The sequence below is a fragment of the Vreelandella nanhaiensis genome (genome assembly GCF_003990185.1).
Lineage (GTDB): Bacteria > Pseudomonadota > Gammaproteobacteria > Pseudomonadales > Halomonadaceae > Vreelandella > Vreelandella nanhaiensis.
Window position 1 is genome coordinate 438665 of sequence record NZ_RZHF01000004.1, and the last position, 22334, is coordinate 460998.

The 22334-nt window shown below is 57.2% G+C and carries 18 protein-coding genes; 2 read left to right on the plus strand and 16 right to left on the minus strand.

Going from position 1 to position 22334, the window contains the following annotated elements:
* Nucleotides 1-13: 13 nt before the first annotated feature.
* The gene (locus tag ELY38_RS02360; protein WP_127059898.1) at nt 14-1396 is read left to right on the plus strand and encodes an FAD-binding oxidoreductase; all 1383 of its coding nucleotides are present in this window, start codon (nt 14-16) and stop codon (nt 1394-1396) included.
* 28 nt (nt 1397-1424) lie between these two features.
* Nucleotides 1425-2534 carry a pyridoxal phosphate-dependent aminotransferase gene (locus ELY38_RS02365; protein ID WP_127059899.1) on the plus strand — a complete coding sequence of 370 codons (1110 nt, stop codon included), beginning with the start codon at nt 1425-1427 and terminating at the stop codon, nt 2532-2534.
* Nucleotides 2535-2558: 24 nt separating this feature from the next.
* Here ELY38_RS02365 and ELY38_RS02370 read toward each other — a convergent pair whose 3' ends face one another.
* The 16 genes from ELY38_RS02370 to ELY38_RS02445 all read right to left on the minus strand — a co-directional run bounded on the left by ELY38_RS02370 (nt 2559) and on the right by ELY38_RS02445 (nt 22299).
* Nucleotides 2559-3515: a branched-chain amino acid transaminase gene (locus ELY38_RS02370; protein ID WP_127059900.1), complete on the minus strand. Its 957-nt coding sequence runs from the start codon at nt 3513-3515 to the stop codon at nt 2559-2561.
* A complete protein-coding gene (locus tag ELY38_RS02375) occupies nt 3499-4614 on the minus strand; it encodes a class II histone deacetylase (protein WP_127059901.1) in 1116 nt (371 codons plus the stop codon). Before ELY38_RS02375 ends, ELY38_RS02370 begins: the two co-directional genes overlap by 17 nt.
* Nucleotides 4611-5642: a histone deacetylase family protein gene (locus tag ELY38_RS02380; protein ID WP_127060144.1), complete on the minus strand. Its 1032-nt coding sequence runs from the start codon at nt 5640-5642 to the stop codon at nt 4611-4613. The genes ELY38_RS02375 and ELY38_RS02380 overlap by 4 nt, the downstream gene beginning before the upstream one ends.
* Before the next feature lie 28 nt (nt 5643-5670).
* Complete coding sequence (locus ELY38_RS02385) at nt 5671-6945, minus strand: TRAP transporter large permease (RefSeq protein ID WP_127059902.1); 1275 nt, start codon at nt 6943-6945, stop codon at nt 5671-5673.
* A complete protein-coding gene (locus ELY38_RS02390) occupies nt 6942-7487 on the minus strand; it encodes a TRAP transporter small permease (RefSeq protein ID WP_127059903.1) in 546 nt (181 codons plus the stop codon). The genes ELY38_RS02385 and ELY38_RS02390 overlap by 4 nt, the downstream gene beginning before the upstream one ends.
* 56 nt (nt 7488-7543) lie before the next feature.
* Nucleotides 7544-8617: a TRAP transporter substrate-binding protein DctP gene (gene dctP, locus ELY38_RS02395; protein WP_127059904.1), complete on the minus strand. Its 1074-nt coding sequence runs from the start codon at nt 8615-8617 to the stop codon at nt 7544-7546.
* A 113-nt stretch (nt 8618-8730) separates the two neighbouring features.
* Entirely contained in the window at nt 8731-9675 is a 945-nt protein-coding gene (lhpI, locus tag ELY38_RS02400; RefSeq protein ID WP_127059905.1) for a bifunctional Delta(1)-pyrroline-2-carboxylate/Delta(1)-piperideine-2-carboxylate reductase, read from the minus strand.
* A 1-nt stretch (nt 9676) separates the two neighbouring features.
* The gene (locus ELY38_RS02405; RefSeq protein WP_127059906.1) at nt 9677-10033 is read right to left on the minus strand and encodes a RidA family protein; all 357 of its coding nucleotides are present in this window, start codon (nt 10031-10033) and stop codon (nt 9677-9679) included.
* A gap of 146 nt (nt 10034-10179) precedes the next feature.
* A complete protein-coding gene (locus ELY38_RS02410; protein WP_127059907.1) occupies nt 10180-10947 on the minus strand; it encodes a helix-turn-helix transcriptional regulator in 768 nt (255 codons plus the stop codon).
* 117 nt (nt 10948-11064) lie between these two features.
* On the minus strand, nt 11065-11655 hold the full coding sequence (locus ELY38_RS02415; protein ID WP_127059908.1) for an exopolysaccharide biosynthesis protein: 591 nt from the start codon (nt 11653-11655) through the stop codon (nt 11065-11067).
* A 673-nt stretch (nt 11656-12328) separates the two neighbouring features.
* Entirely contained in the window at nt 12329-12754 is a 426-nt protein-coding gene (locus tag ELY38_RS02420) for a hypothetical protein (protein ID WP_127059909.1), read from the minus strand.
* The gene (locus ELY38_RS02425; RefSeq protein WP_127059910.1) at nt 12751-13149 is read right to left on the minus strand and encodes a hypothetical protein; all 399 of its coding nucleotides are present in this window, start codon (nt 13147-13149) and stop codon (nt 12751-12753) included. The genes ELY38_RS02420 and ELY38_RS02425 overlap by 4 nt, the downstream gene beginning before the upstream one ends.
* A 14-nt stretch (nt 13150-13163) precedes the next feature.
* Nucleotides 13164-14561 (minus strand): hypothetical protein, encoded by a 1398-nt coding sequence (locus ELY38_RS02430; RefSeq protein WP_127059911.1) that lies wholly within the window; start codon nt 14559-14561, stop codon nt 13164-13166.
* Nucleotides 14562-14564: 3 nt separating this feature from the next.
* Nucleotides 14565-15365 carry a hypothetical protein gene (locus ELY38_RS02435; RefSeq protein WP_127059912.1) on the minus strand — a complete coding sequence of 267 codons (801 nt, stop codon included), beginning with the start codon at nt 15363-15365 and terminating at the stop codon, nt 14565-14567.
* Between the two features lie 11 nt (nt 15366-15376).
* A complete protein-coding gene (locus tag ELY38_RS02440; protein WP_127059913.1) occupies nt 15377-16729 on the minus strand; it encodes a hypothetical protein in 1353 nt (450 codons plus the stop codon).
* The gene (locus tag ELY38_RS02445; protein WP_127059914.1) at nt 16726-22299 is read right to left on the minus strand and encodes an EF-hand domain-containing protein; all 5574 of its coding nucleotides are present in this window, start codon (nt 22297-22299) and stop codon (nt 16726-16728) included. The genes ELY38_RS02440 and ELY38_RS02445 overlap by 4 nt, the downstream gene beginning before the upstream one ends.
* Nucleotides 22300-22334 lie beyond the last annotated feature (35 nt).

The following is a 22334-nucleotide window of genomic DNA, read 5'->3' on the forward strand; positions in this document are numbered from 1 at the left end:
TTAAGGATAATCAGTGCAAATAAGTCTAGAAACACTGCGCAACATAGTGGGCGCTGCCCATGTTATCACCGGCGATGATGTGGCTAATCGCCAGGAAGACTGGATGACCGGTGCGCTTTGCCATGCCGGTGCCATTGTACGCCCTGCCGATACCGGCCAGTTATCGGCCGTTATGCGTGCCTGCTTTGAACTCAAGCAACCCGTCGTCACTCACGGCGGGCTCACCGGCTTGGTGCATGGCGCTGAAACCAGCCCCGATGAGCTGGTGATCTCTCTTGAACGCATGACCGCCATTGAGGAGATAGACCGAGTCGGCGGCACGCTGACGGTACAGGCAGGCGCCCCGCTGCAACGGGTACAGGAAGCGGCAAGCGAGGCAGGACTGCAGTTCCCACTGGACCTTGGCGCGCGGGGCAGCTGTACCATCGGCGGCAATATTGCCACCAACGCAGGAGGTGTTCGGGTTATTCGCTACGGCATGATGCGCCAACAGGTTTTAGGTCTTGAAGCCGTAATGGCCGATGGCCGCGTGGTTAGCTCCATGAATCGCATGCTGAAAAACAACGCTGGATTTGATCTTAAGCAGCTGTTTATCGGCAGCGAAGGCACCCTGGGGATTGTGACCCGCGCCGTGCTGCGTTTGCAGCCGCCCATGCCCATTGAGCAGACAGCGCTGGTCGCCTGCCCGTCGTTTGATGCACTTACCGAGCTGCTCGGCCATATGGGTAAAACACTGGGCGGCAGCCTCGGCGCCTTTGAAGTCATGTGGCAGAACCACTACCGCCTACTCACCGAGACAACGGGACGCCACGCCCCACCGATCCCTACTGACCACCCTTTTTACGTGATCATCGAAGGGGTAGGCAGTGATGAAGCCCGCCTTGAAGCACAGTTTAGTGAAGCGCTGGAGCAGGCGCTGGAACGTGAATTGATCGTCGATGCCGTGATTGCCCAGTCGGACACACAGCGCGCTGGCCTTTGGGCTATCCGTGAGGATATTGAGGGGCTGGTCAAAGGATTAGCGCCGGTACTAACCTTTGACGTCAGCCTGCCGATTGTTGATATGCAGCACTACACCGATACGCTGGAAACGCAGTTGTTGCAGCGCTGGCCAAATGGCCGCTTAGTCGTGTTTGGCCATTTGGGCGATGGTAACCTGCATATCTCCATCAGCGTCGGTAGCCATGACCCTGACGTGCGCCGCGCCGTCGAAGCGCTGGTTTATGAACCGCTTCAGGCCCTGGGCGGGTCCGTTTCAGCAGAACACGGTATCGGGATTGAAAAGCGCGCCTGGCTTAGCACCTGCCGGACCAGCGCTGAAATTGAGCTAATGCAGACGCTCAAACAGGCACTTGACCCCCACTGCCTGCTGAATCGCGGTAAAGTCTTGGCTTAACTATTAGTTTTGTTTTTAGGATATCAACATGCCTCGCTACCCCGACCACCTTACAGGTGTTGGCCCGGTTAATCCTTTTCCGGGTATTAAAGTGCTTGAGCGCCGCCTTGGCCGAGAGATCCCACATCAGCTGGGTTCAAACGAAGGCCTGGATATGCCCCACCGGGCGCTGCGCGAGCATTTTGGTGATGCCCTGGCTAAACACGCTTACGGCTACGGCGATGCCGAAGCCTTGGGTGTGCGCCAGCGGCTGAGCGCGCAGCAGGGCATTCTCCTTGATCATATGCTGGTGGATGCCGGGGCTGACAGCCTGATTGCACTGGCCGTGCGCACTACCTGTGAGCCCGGCGCCATGGTCGTGTGTACGGCGGGCACCTACCCCACCTTTGGCTATTTTGCCAAGGGGCAAGGCTGTCGGCTGGTTGAACCTAGCTACCATGAAGCGCCGGGCGTGTTGGCACCTGACCTGGAAGCGCTGGCCACAGCGGCGCATCAGGAAAACGCGCGCCTGGTGTATCTTGCTAATCCGGATAACCCCAGCGGCCATCTGCATAGCGATAGCGCAATTCTCAAGCTGCGCGAGGCGCTGCCGGACACCTGCTGGCTGTTGCTGGACGAAGCGTATGGGGATTTTCGTGATGACGCGGGAAGCGAGTTTGCGGCCAAAGCGCTGCCCGGCGTGATTCGCCTGCGCACGCTCTCGAAAGCCCACGGCTTAGCGGGGCTGCGCATTGGCTACGCGATTGCAGAACCTGCCGTGCTTGCCATGATGATGAAGGTGCGTATTCACTATGCAGTGTCGACACTGACGCTGGCCGCGGCTGAAGTAGTGCTCGACCACCCTGAAGAAGTAAATCAGCACGTCGCTGATGTAAAAGCGCGCCGCGAGCAGTTGGCCGAGCACTTTCGCGCCCTGGGAGCCGATGTGCTGCCGAGTGCCACCAACTTTATTGGCATCCGCCTGCAAAGCGCAGACATTGCCGCAACGGTGCATCAACAACTACTGGCAGAAGGCGTGCTGGTTGCACGACTGGCGCACCCAGAACTTTCCAACGTAATACGCATTACCGCCGTGGCGGATGCTCTAACGCCTGGGCGGCTGGCGATTCTTGAACAGGCCATTAAAGCGCACGCTTGATCCGCTAACTTTCTTAACCCCGGCTTAAGCCGGGGTTAACCAGTGCTTGAACTCCTCCAGTTCACCGCGTACTGCCTGGCGATATAAGCCCTGCAGCTGGGCCGTCACGCTGTCTTGGCTAATCGGTTCGCGGGCAGGCGGCGCGCCTGCGCGAACACCTATCCGACGTCCATCAAGCTCTCTAAGTGGGAGTATTTCCGCGGCGGTACCGGTTAAAAAAGCCTCATCGGCGGTATACAGCTCATCGCGGGTAATTCTGCGCTCGCGTACTTCAATCCCCAGCACCTGTTGCGCTAGCTGAATCACGCTATCCCGGGTAATTCCCTGCAGGCACGAGGTCACCTCGGGCGTGTGCAGTACGCCATCGCGAAGCAGAAAGACATTAGCTGCCGAGGCTTCGGCCACATAGCCCTCGGGGTCGAGCATGATGGTTTCATCAAAACCAGCTTTCACGGCGGTGTTGAGCGCCAGCATCGAGTTGACGTAGTGGCCGCTGGTCTTGGCGCGACACAGGCTGATATTCACATGATGGCGTGCCCAGGAAGACGTTAGCGCACGCAGCCCGTGGGTGGCGGCCTGGGGTGAGATATATGGCCCCAAATCCCAAGCGGCCACCATCACATGGGTCGTCAGCCCCTGGGCGCGTAGCCCCAGGCCTTCTGCGCCTAAAAACACGGTGGGCTTTAAGTAGGCATTGCTCAGGCCGTTTTTACTCAGGCACTCGCGCTGGGCAGTTATGATTTCAGCCTCGCTAAACGGCAGCGGGACATCCAGCGCATGGGCGCTTTCCGCCAAGCGACGCGTGTGTTCTGCTACCCGAAAAAGATGTGTGCCAGTAGCGCCAGCGTAGGCGCGTACACCCTCAAAACAGCCCATGCCGTAATGCAGGGTATGGGTAAACAGATGCACCTTGGCCTCGCGCCATTCGCGCCATTCACCGTCCTGCCAAATCCAGCCATCGCGATCATAAAGCGGTGTCATGCATGCTCTCCCATTGTTGGCGCCAGCCATCAATCAGAACCTGCTGGTGCGGCTGCAAGGCCTGATATCCCCAGGCAGCGATTTCATCATTCTGCGGGTCGGGTACGCCAAGCGCGCTGCCCGCCAGAGTTTGGATAACGGCGTGGCCGCATAACGGAACGTAGCCTTCTGAATAGCCGCCTTCGTGCACAAAGACGAGCTTACCTGCGCAGCAGCGCTCAGCCAGCGCTTTAAGCTGGGCCGTCATGCGCGCGAAGGCGGCGCTGTTGAGCAGCATTTTGCCCAGCGGGTCCTTGGCGCAGGCGTCATAGCCACACGCCACTGCGATTAAATCCGGCGCGAAGGCTTTAAGCGCTGGCAAAATAAGCGTTTCCATCGCGTATTCATAAGCCCCCAAACCACAGCCGGGAGGCAGCGGCAGGTTGAGGTTGGCACCCACACCGGCCCCTTCGCCCTGCTCCGCAAAGTGCCCGGTTTCCAGCGGATAATTGGCCGCCTGATGCACCGAGACTGTCAACACGTCAGGCTCGGCGTAAAACGCCGCCTGTTGGCCATTGCCGTGATGAACATCCCAGTCGAGAATTGCCACCCGCTTCGCCTGGCCCAGGGCACGTACGCGCATGACTGCAACAGGAATATTGCCTAATAAGCAGAACCCCCGCCCCTGATCTGCTTCCGCGTGATGCCCCGGCGGGCGGCACAGGGCATAGGCATTGTTGACCTGCCCCAGCGCCACGGCTTCTACCGCCGCGATAGCCAGCCCCGCCGATTGGCGAGCGGCGGCCCAACTGCCTGGCATAAACGGGGCACAGTCGCCGCCGTTACCGCCCAGCGCCTGGTCGCCTGCCTGCAGCGCCTCTAAATAGCGCGGGGTGTGAAAACGGAGCAGATCATCCAGGCTGGCCGCCGGCGGTTTGGCCACGTGGAGTTCGTCGATCAAACCGCTAACTTCCAGAATGTTTTTAAGCCGCCGCTTGCTTTCAGGGCTTTCCGAGGCGGCCTGGGGCTGCAAAAACTCGCCAGGGGCAGAAAACACCCCTATCGCGCCCTGATCATGCCAAAAGCAGCGCTCGTGCCAGTAAAAGCCGGTTGTGTTCATGACGCAAAGCCCTGCATAAAGGCAGCCAAGTTGGCGCTGAGATGCTTGGTCGGATAGCCACCTTCCTGGATAATTACCGTGGGCAGCGCCAACGCCGCCAAGCGCCTGCCGACGTCGATAAACGCTCCAGTCTCCACATTCAGGCCCGCTAGCGGGTCATCCTTATGGGCATCCAGGCCTAGCGCGACGACCACGGCTTCGGGCTCATAGCGCTGCAGGTGATCAATCAAGACCGCCAGTGCGTCTAAATACACCTCGCCATTGCTACCAACTGGCAGGGGCAAGTTAACGTTGGTATCCAGGCCTTCACCACAGCCCTCTTCATCGGCACCACCCCAGAAAAACGGGTAGAAGTCGCTGGGGTCGGCGTGTAGCGAACCGGTCCAGACATCGCTTCTTGAGTAAAAGATATCCTGGGTGCCGTTTCCGTGGTGGAGATCCACATCAATGATGGCCACTTTGGCATAGCGCTCGCGAAGTACGGTGGCGGCAAGCCCTGCATTGTTTAGCAGGCAAAAACCACCTGCGCGCTCCGGCCCCGCGTGATGACCCGGCGGGCGACACAGCGCATACGCGCTGGGCGCGCCGTTCAACACCTCTTCTGCTGCTGCTTCGGCCGTGGCTGCCGAGGCCAGCGCCCCACGAAAACTGGTTGCGCTCAATGGGCAGGCCATATCATGCAGATGCCACCCGGCCTGGCCAATAGGGTGGCGTGGGTAGTGATGACCACCCCCGCAAGGATGGATATTGGGGGCGACGAACTCAGCAGCATTGGGGAGTTCCTGCCAGCGCTTGTAGATAGTCTCGAGAAAGCGCAGATAGCGCGGGGTATGGATCCGTTCCAAGCGCTTGCGCAGCGTGGGTGAATCGGCTTCTAAAGGTTCATTCAGCGTAAGTCCTGCGCTGGCCAAGCCCTGGGTAAGCAGCTCGGCACGCACCGGGCCTTCTGGCGATGGTGCAGGCTGGCCGCGAAGCAGAAAGGTCGGCGGCGCGTGGTAGGCTTGATCGGGGTGGTAAAAACATTTCATGGTCAAGTTCGCAATCCTTGGCAGCCCGTTAGAGTAAAGAAGGAATCCAGGTGGATAACGCCGGGAAAGCGGCAAGCAGCACAATCACCACAATAAACGACACATAAAACGGCAGCGACGCCACAATAGCCCGCTCATAAGGTACTTCGGCTATTCGCGCAGCGGTCATCAGGGTCATGCCTACCGGCGGCGTCACGTTGGAGATATTGAGTACCACGATCATTAGAATTGCGAAATGCAGTGGGTCAAAACCAAGCTGCATCATGGCGGGTACTAGTACCGGCGCAATGACTACCAGTGCGGGCAGCACATCCATCACCGTGCCAATCAACAAGAGTAGCAGGCAGACCAGCATCAGCTGCACAAAGGCCACATCGCTAAAGGTGGTAATCATGCTGGCCGCGTCTCTGGCAATCCCTGAGCGGGTGACGAACCAGCCCAGCACTGCCGAGGTCGCGAGTAGAAAAAACACCACGCCGGAGAAGCGCACCGTGGTCACCAGGGCGTCCCATATCTTGCGCCAGGTAAGATTGCGGTAGAACACCACGCCAATCACGATGGCATACACCGCCGCAAAGCCGGATGCCTCGGTAATTGTGGTTAGGCCCGAAAGAATGCCGCCAAGAATAATCAACGGCACCACCATCGCTGGCAGCGCGACCAGCAGCGCAACCATCGCTGCCTTAAAAGGCGTGGGCGCCTGTTTGGGATAGCAGCGCTTCCAGGCCAGGAAAAAGCTCACTCCAAGCAGGGCCAACGCCATCAGCAGACCAGGAATAATTCCGCCCGCAAACAGGTCGATCACTGATATATCGCGCAGCAGCGTGGCGTAAACCACCATGACCACACTCGGCGGAATGATTGGCCCGATAATTGATGAACATGCAGTAACCGCCGCGGCATACTCGGCGTCGTAGCCTTGCTTTTTCATCTCGGGGATCATGATTTTGCCGATGGCGACGGTATCAGTTACTGCCGCGCCCGTGAGGCCTGCAAAAAACACCGATACCGAAATATTGACGTGGGAAAGCGACCCACGCACCCGGCCAAACAATGCATTGTTAAACGCGATCAGCTTATGGGTTAGCCCGCCTTGGTTCATCAGCTCAGCAGTAAAGATAAAATAGGGCACGGCAATCAGCAGAAAGCCGGAAACACCGGAGAACATACGATCCGCGATAATCCCCAGCATGCGCTCGCCACCCAGCGCAAAACCACCCGCCAAGCCCGACATCGCCATGACCACCGCCACCGGCGCACCAATAAACAACAGCAGTACGAAGACTAAAATTGCAGGGGTCATGAGCGGCTCTCCCCGTCATTGGTGTCAATGAGCTCATCAACCATGTCGCGCTCATCTATAAAGTGCTCCAACAAGGCAAAGCCGTGCACCAGGTGCAACAGCATAATAACGCCGCTGACAGGCACCACTACGGCGGTGAATTTACTGGGAATGCGAATCTGATCTGAGACCATGTACACCTGGGTCGCGTTGGTGAAGTAGCCCCAGCCATACCAGATCAACATCAGCCCAAACAGCCCAATTACTGCTAGGCAGAAGCCCGCAGCCACCTGCACCATTAATTTAGGCAGGCTGCGTACCAGCAGGGTCATGGCCACGTGTTCGCCATAGCGCAGCGAAATAGTCATTGATAGAAAACCAATCCACGGTAAAAACAGCCGCGCCAGCGAGTATGTCCAGCTCAGCGTGCTGCCGGTGAATAGCTTGTAAAGAAATGCGGTAAAAGAGATGCTCAGCATGACTAGAATGCAGCCAATGCACAGCACGATCGCCACCTGATTGACGCTATCGCTTAGGCGGCGCAAGGCATGTAAAATGCTCATGATGATTCCTCACGCTGGGGCATGCCTGCTCCCCAGCGTTTATACGTCACGAAATCTTATTGCCCGTAAATGCGTAGGTCATCGTCTGCTAACTGCTGACCTACCCGCTCTACTTCGTCGAGCAGGCCTTGCACACGAGCTTCATCCATGCCGAAGTCATCAACGATCCACGCTTGCCAAGCCGGGCGGGCAATCTCGGCCATACGTTCGCGTTCGGCATCGGGCATGAGGTAACAGGCTTCAAAGCGCTCGCAGGATTCCACCCAACTGGTCGTCGCCAAGGCACCCGACATCCCATGGCTTAGTTGAATTGCTTCGCGGGCCGAACTAATCAGCGCCTGTTGGTGGCTTTCCGGCAACGACTGATACCAGGATTCGCTGACCATCCAGGGCGCGCTGTTATACACATGCCCGGTGAGTGTGGTGTAGTCCGTCACGGCATCAAAGTTGAAGGTGGTGTTGAGCACAGGTGCGTTGAACTGACCATCGGCAAGGCCGGTTTCCAGTGCGGTAATCAGTTCGCCCCAGGGCAAGGGCGTTGCAGAAGCGCCTAGTGAGTGCATGATTGCCACGTGGGCGGGGTTCTCTTCGGTGCGGATATTAAGCCCTTCCAGGTCCTCAAGCGTCTCGATCAAATGGATGTTGTTGGTAAACGCGACGAAGCCGCCGCCGTCATCAAAGGTGCCCAGGTAGCGCATATTGGCTTCTTCGACGGTGCCAGACATAAAGTCGGCAAACCATTCGCTATCAAAGAAGGTCCATGCCTGCCGCCAGCTGGTAAACAAAAATGGCGCGGTAACCGCTTGGTAATCGCCATAAAAAGAGGACATGGCACCGGATGACATGATGGTTGACTGAAGCGTACGACCGCCCTGCACTTCAGAGCCGTTTTCTACTTCAGAACCCAGCTGCCCACCGCCAAAGATGGTGACTTCCAGATCGCCGTCGGTACGTGCTTCGATCAAATTTTTGAAGTGCACAAGCGCCGGGTAGACTTCGTTGTTGCTCATGTCTTCGGGTAGTTGGGTAGCAATCACCATTTCATAGGACTGGGCTTGGACGCTAGCACTGGCAATCGCCAACGGAAGTACTGACAGCGCAGCAAAGAGCGAAGATTGATTAGCGTTCATAACACACCTCGTTTTGATTATTCGTTGGTCTTCGTTATGAGTGACGTCTTAGGTTATTTTCGTGGCGATGGCGTGATTGTATTTATTCTTACCATTTCTGCTTGCCCTCCTTCTTACCCTGCCTGGCCAGGCAGCGATTCCCACACCTCAATAGCGGCAGCCAGGTCTTCAAGCGATGCGCCGACCGATTTAAACAGCGTGATGGTGTCATCGGCGATTCGGCCAGGCTTAGCGCCAGAGAGCACCTCGGCTAACTCAGCCTGAATATCTTCAAAGCGGAAGGCCCCTTCATCAATGGCCTGAAGAATATCGCCCGCTTCGCCCTGGGCACCGGCGTAGGTATCCACAAACACCTCCGCGCGGCGCAGGCATTCGGCATCGGTTTCGCGCATTTGCGGCCGGAAGGCGCCAATCAAATCCAGATGCGTGCCGGGAGTTAGCCATTCGCCTTTAATCAGTGGCTGGGTTGAAAGCGTCACGCAGCTGACGATATCGGCTTGCGCAACCGCTACGGCCAAGTCATCGACCACTTCGGTGGTAAAGCGCGTGGCGTACGCCTGGGCGATTGCCTCGGCCTTGCTGGCGTTGCGCCCCCAGATCATCACCCGCTTAATAGGCCTGACGCTAGCATGGGCTTCGATCACCATGGGCGCCAGCTTGCCCGTGCCCACGACCAGCAGTGTTTCGGCAGACTCTTTGGCTAACGCCTGAGCCGCTAGTGCGGAAGCAGCCGCCGTACGCCGTCGCGTGAGCTCGCTGCCATCAATACAGGCAAGCGGCTGGCCGTGTTTGCCTTCGCTTAGAAGATAAAGCCCTGAAATCGCCGGTACGCCATGGTCTGCGTTTTGCGGAAACACATTGACCATTTTGACGCCAATATAGCCTGCAGCTTCCCAAGCAGGCATCAGCAGCATGGTGGCTTCGCCATCGGGCCGGTGCATGGCGTGATGATGGCGCGGCGGTGACTCAACGCCATTCACAAACGTTGCATGCAGCCGGCTGATCAACCCTTCCCAAGAGAGGTGGCAAGCCACCTCTTCAGCAGAAATAACCCGCATATCAAGCCTCCGGCAGTGCGGCGACCACCATGATTTCGACTTTCCATTCAGGCTTGGCAAGCTTTGCCTCAAGCGCGGCACGCACGGGCGGGCGCCCTGGCACGATCCAGGCATCCCAGGCAGCATTCATTTGGTCAAATTCCGCCATGCTGGTGACCCAGACTTGCGCTGAAATAAGGTGCTCCTTAGAAGTGCCCGCCTGCTCCAGCAGCTGATCAATGCGCGTTAGCACCTGTTCAGTTTGGCCACGCATATCAGCGCTGGTATCGCCCGGTACCTGGCCTGCCAGATACACAGTACCGTTATGGATAGCCACTTGGCTCATACGCGCATTGCTGTCTTGATAGGTAACGCTCATAGGGTCTCTCCAAGAAATAATAGATTCCTTTTGAGACTACGATGTTGCCAGGTAACTCGCTTGCCCCAAACTTCGGCAGTTTTGCCCGTAAATCAGGTAAGTCATGAAGGGTGATAAAGAGGGGATAAAAGAGAGGAAAACAAAGCCTAGCGGTCTGATGAAGGGGCAATGTCAAAGTGGCGTCGATAAGCGCGAGAAAAACTGCCTTGATCACGAAAGCCCACCAGCATTGCGATGTGGCCCAGGCTCAAGGCACTGTGCCTGGCCAGGGTGCGGGCATGCTCCAAACGCCGGCGTTGCACGTAGGCCAAGGGCGTAACACCAGTCAGCTCGCGAAAGCAGGCATGAAAATGCCCAGGGCTAAGCGCACACAGGCCGGCCAGCTGTTCTACCCGTATGTCATCGGCTAGATGTTGGTCCAGCCAGACGTCAAGGCGCTCCAAATCAAGTCGTTCACTGACACACCGCGTGCCCAACTGGGTAACGGTTGAGGCGGGTTCATCCTGCAAATACATGGTCAGCGCGCGCAGTAGCAAAATGGCGATTTCATTTTGCAGCCCAGGGCACTGTTCAAGCTGATTTGCTAGCGCGTGGGTAAGCTGGTTTAAGGCCGGCGGGATGGTAAAAAAGCGCGGTTTATCAAATAGCCGCTCGATATCATCGCCCTTTTCAAGACTGGCTAATTGGGCAGTCGGAATATCCAGCACCAGCGTGCGATTACTGCCATCGCCTTCATATTCATGATGACGTGAAGAGGGAATCAAACAGCCACGGCGTGCGGTAACACGTTCTCTCTGCCCCTCCATGGCAAGCTCTGTCACCCCGCTGGTTGCCAGAATCAGCTGATGAAAGTCATGCGAGTGAGCCACATGCTCAGATGCCAAATTTCGGCTCTGCAGCTCAAAACGGGTCATGGCAATAGCCTTTCTTATTGGAGTCTATCTTTGCACTATAAAACGACCTGTAGCAAAAAAGCGAGCAAGCGGAAATGACGCTAGATGGGAACACTGGACCATTGAGGCCGTCTTTGCCTAACCACTAAACCCCACATGCCAGATCACGAAAGGCACCGCTGCCAGAAATAGCGTAGAGATCATCGCCAGCAGCCCATCCCTAGTTAAGAGCCCCGCCGCGAAGCAGGCGATGGCGGCCGAGGCTATCGAACCGGATGTGGGGATGACCTCCATGAACGGCATGAAGGGAGTGACGGCCAAAATAACGGCGAGTGGCAGGTATAACCAAGGCGGCTTGACAAAAAACACCAGACGCGGCTTGAGAAAACGCTCGACGAAATGCACCGGCTTACGCAGCCAGTTAATTCCTTTGCAAAGCTTGCTGGTCGACAGGTTTTTACATGAAACGAAACTTGGCAGCCAGAGGCAATCCCGCCCCAGGATCATCTGTGCGACGAGAATGAACTCGATGACCGCAACAATCGCGGTAACGCCGGGTATCGAACTTGCTGGAGAGGTCGAAATGAGGGCAAACATTAGCATCAGTGATGCAAAGGAGTGTGGGCCGAGTTCTTCCACAAGCGACCCGATCGTTACTTTTTGCCCTTGAACCGAGTGTTCTAGGTAATCAAGCACCTCGCTGAGCGCCCGCGTTGTGTTTTCGGCCATTATTTGAGCTCCCTGCTCGCTATAAAGCCTTTCAGGCAATAAAAAGAAGCACCTGTATCCATGGCATTTGAATAGCCGCCTGAAACACCTGTGCCGACACTGTCGAGTGTAGTCCAGATTGGTGTATCAAATGTTGAGTGCCGCACTAATGCTAATGCGAGCCAATATCGCAAAGCGCTATGGAGACGTTGGGAATGCAAAAAACAAAAAAGGGCCTAGCGATAAACGCTAAGCCCTAAAATTTGGTGCCGGTGGCCAGACTCGAACTGGCACACCCGTAAAGGCGGCGGATTTTGAATCCGCTTCGGCAATTTTAGCGGGCCGCGCTTGCACAAGGCTTTGCTGACAAATCAATCTCTTACCGCTTTACTATGCTTACACACAGCACATTGTTTACACACAGGCTGCGGCCAAACTGCGACCACATCAGCTGCGGGCTTTTTATAGGCACAAAAAAACGCCCCAGAAATGGGGCGTTTTATCTATTTGTGCCTTCCCTGGTTTGTGCCGCTCATCCTGAGCGCGACTTCCCGTTACCGACACTTCCCACCCTAGATGCCAGTTAATCAATGTGCAAATTCTTACAAGACGATATAGTCATATGCTTAAACTTTCGTTTAATGCAGGCACAAAAAAAACCGCTCGATGGCGGCCGCCTGTTGCCCTTTATGCTTTACCAGGTAATACCGTCTAACGCTTCTTGCGTCGTCACTTCCCGCACCTGCTTGACCAACCTTTGCCGCTTGCCGGTGAGCTGCTGCGCCCGGGTAAACATATCGGCGTTTTCCAGCACCGCCAGGCTCAGCTCCTGCAGCGTTTCGCTTCCGCCATCGCCATTACGGCCCAGCAGAATGTTATCGAGTACTGGCGTGGCCGGGGTGTGGCCTTCTTGATCGGCGTGCCATGCCATGTAAGCGCGGGCCTCAGATTCCTGGGCGATCCATGTGGCTTGCTCAATCTCGGGGTAGTCTTTGATTAGCGGTTGTACTTGTTCGGTGTACGCGGCATTGATCTGCTCGATCTTCGCGGCCTGGGCGTCGGCTAGTTTTTCGGCGGCGGTTTTAGGTGGAGTAAACCACGCCGGCTGGGCTTCGTTCATGCTACTGACTCCTGCTCTACCATTTCAATTGCGCGCACCGTCCAAGCACCGTCTACCGAGTCGCGCCAATATTCAGCTTTGCCGCTTTCCAGCAGTGCCAGCGCTTGCGGGTTCGTTGCAGCGACATAGCGGGCTTGCGGGTCATAGTCAGCGGCATTTATCCAACCGGCATCACGCGCCGCCCATGGCATATCTGACGTTTTGGTCGGTTGGGCCAGCACTACATGCCGCTCGCCACCTTTCCAAAACATATCGAAAATGCCTGCCGCATGTGTCTGCTCGTTGCCCACGAATTGTGCGCCTTCAACAAACAGTGACGTGTCGATACCTTCAATCATGCTGCCTTCAATGTTGTAACTGGCTGGGCCAGCACCTGCTAAAAATTTAAGTCTCATAGTTGTCATCTCTCTTAGTACCAACGACCGTGGACAGTTAAATGAAGTACCAAAATAAGGCCTGTTTGAGCTCTTCCACATAAAAACCGATAACTATCAAAAGGCCTGGTAGTACTACCACCCCCCGCTGAGCTACCCCAAACGTCTGTAGTATTCGCCGCTCGATAATCCGTGGAAACTTTAGGTCTAATGTCTACAAAACCAGGAGGAAGGTCTGGCGGTATAAATGATTCTGTTCTGTATATGTTCCCTGAAGGCACATTGATGGAAGCATCAGGGTGTCTAAACTCTGCGTAGGCAATCATGGTTCCATCAGCCAGCTTTACCCAACGCCAAAAACTATTGCTGTCAGATTCAATAACAGCGCCAGTGGGAATGCCGCCGGATTGGGATACAGTGCCGACGATGTTGTTAGAGTGGCATATCTCGAAAAATGCAGACCAAGGGCCGGCTGTTCTACTTCTGTAAAAAATGGCAGGTGCTGTAAGACTATCGCGCTGCCAAAGCTGCGTTTCACCGCCACCCGACGCACGTTTTTGATGCAAAATATTAAAATTGCCTCCGCCTTTGGGTAATCCCCCGTCTGAATAGTCGTTATTGTTGACGTACAATCCAGTGGCTATATCCCGAGCATTACTTGTTATTGGAATGCCGCCTCCTGACACCCCTACACCATACGCGCCTCGTGACATCAAAGGGCCACTGCCACCTACAACATCACAGTAAGCCGCGTCCTTTAGTTTCGTTTTCTGCTCGTACTGCGTGTGGGGGTCGTCCTTATCAACGTGAGTTTGAACCGCTGCGCTTGCCGCGCTTTGGCTTTCACCCGCTGCGGTTTCCGCTGCTGTTTGCGCACTTTCCGCGCCTTCTCGGGCGGTGACTGCTAATCCCCGCTCCTCGGCCGCCGTGGTGGCTGCCTGTTGGGCTGCTGTCTTAGCAGCGTCTACGGCAGACAGGTCACCATAAAGCGCCTGGGCATCGCTCTTGGCTTGAATAGAGGCGTCGGCAGCGGTACTGGCATCGCTTGCGGCCTGTGTCGCCGTAGCCGTGTCAGTGGCCACGGCTTGGCGATCGGTGGCCACCTGCTGGGCGTGGCCTTCCACTTGCCCGGCGGTGGTATCAATCGCGCTTTTTTGCTGGTCAACGTGGGTGCGGTCACTCGCCACCGCCTGCTTATCGAGCGCGACCTGGGCGGCGTCCGTGCTTGCTGCCGTTGCCGCCTGCTGCGTCGCGGCTTTCTGCCCCTCCATGGTTTCAAGGTCAACGTTAATACTGTCGGTCATCGCTTTAAGCGAATTACCAAACTGTTCTAGTGCAGCGTTTACGCCGTTTTGCTTTGTGATTACCGCTGCTCGGTCGTCAACGACAAAGTTAAACTGGCTAAAATTGGGTACTGTTGGAGCCGTGGCCATGCGTTATACCTCTATCATCTTTTGCTGGGTTTTCCAGTTGTTGAAATAATCGTGCGTATGGCCATAACTTCCATCCCGCCGGGCGACGAAGGCATGCTCCGCTTCCAGCGCGCCGCCTTTTTCAGGGTAGAGATTGATATAAATGTCCTGCCGTTTACCGACTTTCAGTAGCTCGCGGCTTAGCTCCCCCAAGCCCTCCCGCTCCAGATAATCCAGATCGAAAGTCAGTACCCGCGCCATGCCGTCACCTATCGTGCGCAGTGAATTACCCTCTGTGCGCTTATGCTCAGCGAAGTCCTGCCATTCCAAACTCACACCGTAGCTGGCATTCATTTTTGGCGAGTAAGCAAGCCCTGCGATGATGCGCGACACCTCTACATAGCCATCAGGATTGTTGCTGTCGCTAATCGTGATACGGTAATCGGTCGCCAGCGTGGCCACCGTCCAAACAACATGATGAGTGTTGGGAAACTCGGTTAAATCCTGCGCCCCCCATGGATCAACGCCAGCCCTCCACACGCCCAATGGAATAAGAGACGATGCGAAAATAACGCCTGAGTCATAAACCACGTCACCCTGTAGTAGGTACTCAATGCGTATCGTGCCGGCGGACGTCAGGTTGTGGTTGTAAACCACCACTGCTGAAAGGAAATCAGGGTCGGGTAATGCGCAGTCAATCACCTGCGGCGCGGTATCCACAGAGCGCCAGACTTTAGAGCGCCCGCTACGCTGCGTGTACTCAATCGGTAGCGCTCCGCTGGTGGCCGTGAGCGTCGCCGTATCGTGAAAATTGTTAATGATCATTCTCAGATTGCTCAAAGCCATATCTCCAGATTCGTGGTGCCCCGGGTGGGTGAGCGGCTAACGCTGGCAACCCTCCCCACCCGGCCCGCTAACCGGGGGTGATCGACGGTGATGGCCATGCTGACGCGCACCGGCGGTAAAAACGCTTTGATGCTCCACGTCTCCCGGCGTTGAGCGCGCAGCGCTAGCAAGCGGTCACGCTCTGATGCGGCGTCCGCTGCGTTTTGGATCACACTGTTTAACTCTTCATGTCGGGCTAGCGGGTAGTCGTCCACTGCTTGCGTTTTACGGCTTTCTCGCCATTCCTTGCGTAGCCGTGATGCCTCCCCGGGGCTGCTTTCCTCAATAGCCCCCGCAATGATGGATAGCGGGGAGTAGTTGCGCCCCCAGCGCAGCGTTAAGCCACTCCAGGGGGGTTCGGTGGACGCTAAGCGGATCTGATCATATTCAATGTCATCACCGTCTAGCGTGATGTCTGCCGCCGTGGGCAATACCCGCTGGCGTACGGTTAGCGCCCCCAGCGCATCGCGGTACCAATACGCGCCTAGCCCTTGGCAAAGCTCTTCGAGGATCTGCGCACCGGTCACGTCGCCGTTGTAGTACAGCCCCACCCGGTAGTTGGGCAGCTGAACATCACCCAGCGGCACGCCGTAATAATCGGCTACCCACTCCACTACTTTTTTAGGCGTGTTGTGGGCTTCTTCAATATCCACGGTGAGCGTGCCTATTAGCCCGCTGCTCAGCACAAACGCGCCGCTAGAAAGCTCGTTTGTGTGGGTTACGGGGTTGCCATTGTCCTTTGGGTTTAGCGCCGTCACGGGCAAATAAGACGCTTTAAAGCGGTAAGGGTCTGGGGTTAGCAAGTACGCCGGGGCGTTGTAAACGCTACCCAGCGCTAGCGGCACCGGGCCTGCATCGTCCGGTAGTTGTCCTGTGTCGATGCGTTCATCGAACACACTGCTTTCGTCTTCCATGACGAACGACAGCACGCCCCGGCGGGCATCTGATATGCCGCCGTTACGCCCTTCGGCCAGCTTCCGAAAGTCGTCACGGGGCCAATCGGGCGCCCCCAGAAAAAGCTTAATAGGGTGGCCCTGCCAAGCATTGGCTGCCCAGTGGGTAATGCTGCCATCATCAAGTAGCGACACTTCCCCAAACCCAATCAGGCCATCAATCCGCGTGGAAATATCAACGGCAGCGGTTAGGCAATCGTCGTACACGCGATTGGGGTCTGAATCGGTGGGGCGTGAGATAAACGGGCCGGTGGCCACGTACTCAACGCCCCCGGCATGGTGCAGCTCGGCAAGCAGCACCCGGCTAGCGGTTAGATCCGCCAGCCATCTTTCATACTGCTGTTCGGTCATACCGTACGCCCCTTCAATCGTGCGGCGCGTGTCGCGGCGCGCTGTTCTTCCAGTTGATCACGCCGTTGCTGCTCGGCGCGGCTGGCACTGCTGGCCACGGCGTTAGCGGTATTGCTGGTATTGGTTTTAACATCACCCAACAGCCGATTAATGTCCGCTCGTAGCTGCTTGTTTTCGCTTCGCAGGTCTTGCAGCACCTGCACCACGTCCCTGTTATCCAGCGCGGGAAATTGCGGCATGGGAACGTTGGGCATGGGTAACTCAAGCGGGCCATCGGGCAGCTGCATTAGGCCGGTGGCGTCGATACCCAAACGCCCGCCCGCACCGCGTGATAGCGGCACAATCGCCTCCGGCCCCGCTTCGCCCATCCATCCTAAATCGAACGCGGTAGGCTCATGCACGACAGAGTTAGTAAACACGCCGCCTTTGGCGAACATGCGCCCTTCGTTTTTACCCCACCGGTTATAGTGATACTCGCCCCACGCCTCTGGCGTCGTTTGCCCATACGATGCCCCGGTGGCTAACGCCTTTTGCAGATCTGCATAACGCTCAACGTAAAGCCGCGCCCGTTCGGCCGTGGAAAGCGAGTTCAGGTACTCTTGATCACCTAGGTAGCCGAAATTAACGCTGCCGGAATAACTACCACCCGACAGCGCAGCGGCATTACCCATTTGCTGGTGGTATTGGCTTTCAGCAAACGCTGCCTTCGCTGATCGATTAAAAAACGCTCTATCACGTTGCGACCACTGTTCTTGGCTCTGAGAGTGGGCCAACGCCCGCTGTAACTCTTCCGCAGACAACATCTGGTCATTGCCCGCAAAGCGCTTTAGTACCCCTGTCAGGTCATCTACACGCCGTTGGCTCAGCGTTTGATTAGGCGTATTACCCAGCACTGTTGCCTGTGCCTGCCGCTGCCACTCTTGCATATCAGCTAGCGATTGCTGGGCATCGGTTTCTAGCGATGCAACGCGGGCTGCTTGTTCGCGCTCACGCTGGATGCGCTCACGCTCGGCTTGTTCTGCGGCGGCCCGCTCGCGCTCAATCCGCGCCACCTCTTCCTGGGCAACACCCAGGGCGTTGATGGAATCGCGCAGGCTTACGATGTTGCTGTTAAGCCCCACGAATTGATCGGTCGTGCGGGACATTTCACCCACCAGCCCACCGAGCGAATCCAACTGATCCCGGGCGCGCTCTTCCAAGGTTTTGGTGTTGTCTTCGGTGCCCTCGCTGGTACGCCCCAACGCCTCTAGCCGGCTAATCGTGCCGCTGCCGTCAGCATCCAATTTGGCGAAGATCCGGCGTAGTTCTTCATCGCTGGCCATGCCTGCAAAGACGCTGTAGAACTCGTCCCAATCAATCAGGCCGCTGGCATCTAAATCAATCGCATCGAACATTGGATGCAATGATTCAGCGATGCCGCCAGGCAGCTGGCTAACCGCCTCCTGCAGCGCGTCGCGGATCTCCTGAGCCAGATACTCCTCTGCGCTGATCTGGTCGGGTAGATCCTGCAGCGCGTCGAGAACGTCTTGCTGAATACGCTGAAATGCCCCGCCGCTGGCGTACATCGCTTCGCCGGCGGTTAGGTATTGGTCAGCGTATTGAGTGATGGACTGCAGCGCGGACCGGTCGCCCGACTGGGCAAGAATCAACTGGCGAGCGAACTGGTCGCCCGCTTCTGTTAGATTCAGCCCTGGCGTGCCGCTAGTGGCATTGCGTTGGTCAATCCATTGATTGATATTACCCAACGTATTGGCCAGCTGATCACGCACGCGGGCCAGCTCGTTGACATAACGCTGCGCGGCCTGCGCGGCACCGTTCTTCGCCTGAGTTTCGTCTTCAATCGACCAGATAACACGCTGGGTTTCATGCAGCAGGGGGTCGATGCTGAGCAATTCGCGTTCACGCTGTAGCGCTAACGCGGCTTGGCTATCGCCTACGCTTTCCAGCAGCGTGATTTGCTGTTTAAACGACTGATTCTCAAATGCCTGCCACGCGCTGAGCGCTTGCTGCTCGGCACTCCCCAGCGCACTTTCGGCTTCGGTGAGCATGTCCGCAAAGCGATCACGCACACGCTCAAGCCCTTGCTCTACTTCCACCAGGGCCGGGGCCAGCTGCATCGCGGCGGCGTACAACTCGCGGCCCGCTTCGCTGTTGCGGTCGATACCGTCTACCAGGTCGCGTAGCTGGTCGGTCGTCGTGACAATCTCACCGGTACGGGCGGTAAACGCGCCCATGGCTTTAGCGGCTTGCGTCATTGCCGCTTCTTGCCGTTCCGCCTCGGTGTAGAAATTCTGATAGTAGAACTCAGCGCGTTGCGCGAACTGCTCCATACCACCGCTTAGCGCCACCAGACTGGCCGCCGCATCCCCACCTGCTAGCGACGCCTCGTAGGCACTGCCGTGCAGCTGTTCTAACAGCGGGTTAACGCCTGTCAGCGCGGTGGCCAGCCTGTTGAGGGTTTCAACCGTGGTTTCCCCCGCCAGCGCGTACTCTGCCGGGTCTACCACGCTTTGGGCAGCGCGGTTAACGATGTTTTGCAGCCAGTCCTGTACGGCCTGCTCTACCTCGGCCTCGCTTTTCCCCTTGGTGCTGATTTTGGTCAGCCCGGTGCTAAACGCGTTCAATGAGCTGGACTGTTGCCCCAGCACGTCCAACGTTATCGCTAGTGATGCCTCTTGGGCGCTGTAGGCCTGCTGTAATGCGGATTCAAATTCGCTATCAAGGGCGCTGGTTTGCGTGCGGTAGCTGGACCCTTTAAACAAGCCGCCACTTTTGCGTTGATACTCGTATTGGTTGCCGGTTATGTCGCCGCCGCTGACTCCGAGATTTAGCCCGCCGTCTTTGGTTTGCCAGCTTCCGCCGAACAGGCCTTTGGAGATGCTGGCCCCAATAGTCCCGCCGATAGCCGCGCCCAGCGGGCCTCCCAGCAGGAAACCACCCACGGCACCTAAGCCACCGGCAGCATTGCCGTATTTGGCATCCGGGGCTAGCTGGTTGCCCAACTGCATGCCCATGTAACCGGCGCCCAGACCTCCTGCGATGCCGCTTATACCGCCCATCGACGCAAACATGCCGGGGTTAGCTGCACCAGCGGCAGCGCTGCCCGCCCAACCGGTATAGGTGCCTGTTGCTGCTTGGGCGCCGAAGCCACTGGCATAGCCAATTGGCGCAGTGCCCGCAGCTGCTGCTGAACTACCACCAAACCAGCCACTAACGGTATTCCAGCCGTTTTGCAGTGAGCCTATAGAATTTAGGTTGAAGCCACCGGCACCACTAGCCCCAGGCATGCCGGTTGTGTCCAGGCCCATCATGCCCGCCACATGGAACGTTAAGCGCTGAGTCGTCAACATGTGGGCAATTTCAGCAAGCGTTTGCTGAAAGCCTCGCTTGACGGCATCCAGCGCGCTTTCGGATCCATCAATGAAGCCCAGCCATAAATCTTTGCCTGTATCATCTACGCGGCGAAGAGTGTTATCGGCCACGGTTTCCCAGCTAAGAAAACTGTTAGCAATTCGCTGGCTGGCATCTTCCGATGTCTTCGCGGTTTTGTCTGTCTCACGCTGCGCGGCCTGAAAAGATTCCTGCAGCTGCCCCATGGCCTGCATGTACTGCACGGTATTCATGCGGCCGGTGGCCAGCGCCAGATTAAGCACACCGACATCTTGCGCGTACTGGCGGGCGGCACGGCGGTTGGGCTGGATGCGGTCTAGGAGGTTTTCGTAGGCGTTGGCTAGGGTGGTAGTTTCTTTGGCTGCTTCGCGGGTGGCTTTGCTCGCCGCGCCAGTCGTTTCTCCTAGCTCTACCGTTGAGGCAGTCGCTTCTCTGGTTGTACGCTCAAGTTGCTCGAGCTTTTCATCAATCTCGGTAACCGAGCCGCCAGCAGCTTCAATCGCCTTACGCGTATCCAGAAGTTCTAAACGCAGGTCATGAAGCTTCTGCTGGGCCTCACTGCGTTGCCCCATGCCAAAAGCTTGCTGCCCACCAACCCTATCCCATTGCTCCTGTTCGGCGGAAACGACCTGCTGTTGACGCTCGACGTCCATGGCAAGCTTCGTTTGACGGAACCTTTGGAATTGCTGCTCGGCCTCTAGCATGGCTCGGGCATTCTTGAGCGCAGCTTCTGAGTTCGCGTCGAGCGCGCTTGTCATGTCGTCTACGCGCTCAGTGGCCGTCTGAATCTTTGGCGCGACCAGGCCCAGCTCTTCGCGAAAATAGTAAATGGCCCCACCCGCCAGCACAGCCGCACCCAACGGCCCGCCGACCAAAGCCAGCGCCGCCGCGCCAGCGCGTGACGCTCCTGCCATCGCTTGGGCGGCAACCGTGCCACGCGCCATGGCGGCAGAGTTAGCATTAACGGCGGCGGTGTGGGCCGCCTCAGCGGCGATAGCGCGCTGATTCGCTGCGGCCATTTGAGTGATGGCACGGGTGCGTAGCGTGGTATTGCCTGTAGCAGCGGCGATGGCCCGAGAGTTTTCATAGGCCCGCTTGGCTGCTGCCTGCTCAGCGGTGGCAAGGCGCAACGTTTCGGCTGCTTTGGCGCGGGCCGCCGCAGTAGCGGCTATCTCTGCCTGGGTATTTGCCACCGTGGCAGCGGTTTTTGTGGCCACTTCTTTTGCGGAAGCCGCAAACGCTGCGGCATAGCGCCCCGCCATGACAGCGGCAAACAAGGCTGCCGCATCGCGAGCCGTGCCAAGAATGGTTTCCGCGCCTCCGATTTCCTGAATGAACGCACTGGTAACCTGCAACCCGGAGGTCATTGATGGCACCAGCTCGGCCGCTAGGGTCTGGCTTAAACCCTGGGCGGCAAACTTCAAACGATCAACTTCATCGTTATAAGATGCCATGGCATTAGCAGTATCCTGACTGATCGTCAGGCCCAGGGCATCCGCCTCTGCGCGCATCGCGGCAATGGCGTCTGTGCCACTGTTGACGATCTGCACAAGCTTGACGCCTTCGCTATCCCACAACTTCTGCGCCAGCGCGACGCGTTCGCTGCTGCTCTCCACGTTCTGCATTGCGGTCGCAATACGCTCGAATTGCTCTTCCGGCGCCAGCCGGTTTAATTCGGCTGCATTGAGGTTTAGACGCTCAAGCGCTTTCGAGGCAACGCCGGTTCCCTGGGCGGCTTCAGCAATACGGCGGGTTTGGCGCTGCCAAGCGGTAGTCAGCTGCCCGAACTCGACACCCGACAGCTTCGCAACGTAGTTATACTGACTAAGAGCTTCTGTGCTTGCGCCAATGCGGAGATTGGTTTTCTGTAACTGATCGCCCCAGTCTACTTGGCTTTGGATTGTATTCGCGGCGAACATGCCCGCGATAACGCCCGCAATAGGCGCGGCCGCACGGCGTAGGGTTTCCAGACCGCGCGTAGCTACACTGGCACCTCTGTCGATCTCGGTTAATTGCTGGCCAGCGCGGGCGGCATCGCTGCCAAACCGCTTGGACTGGCGCGAACCACGATCAAAGCCTTGATTGAGCTTCCCCAACTCATCTTCCGTAGCCTTGATGGCCCGGATACCGCCACTGGCATCACCGGTGATAATCAAACCAGCTTTGTAGTTCTGGGCCATTACGACACCTCAAATTGCGGGCACAAAAAAGCCCG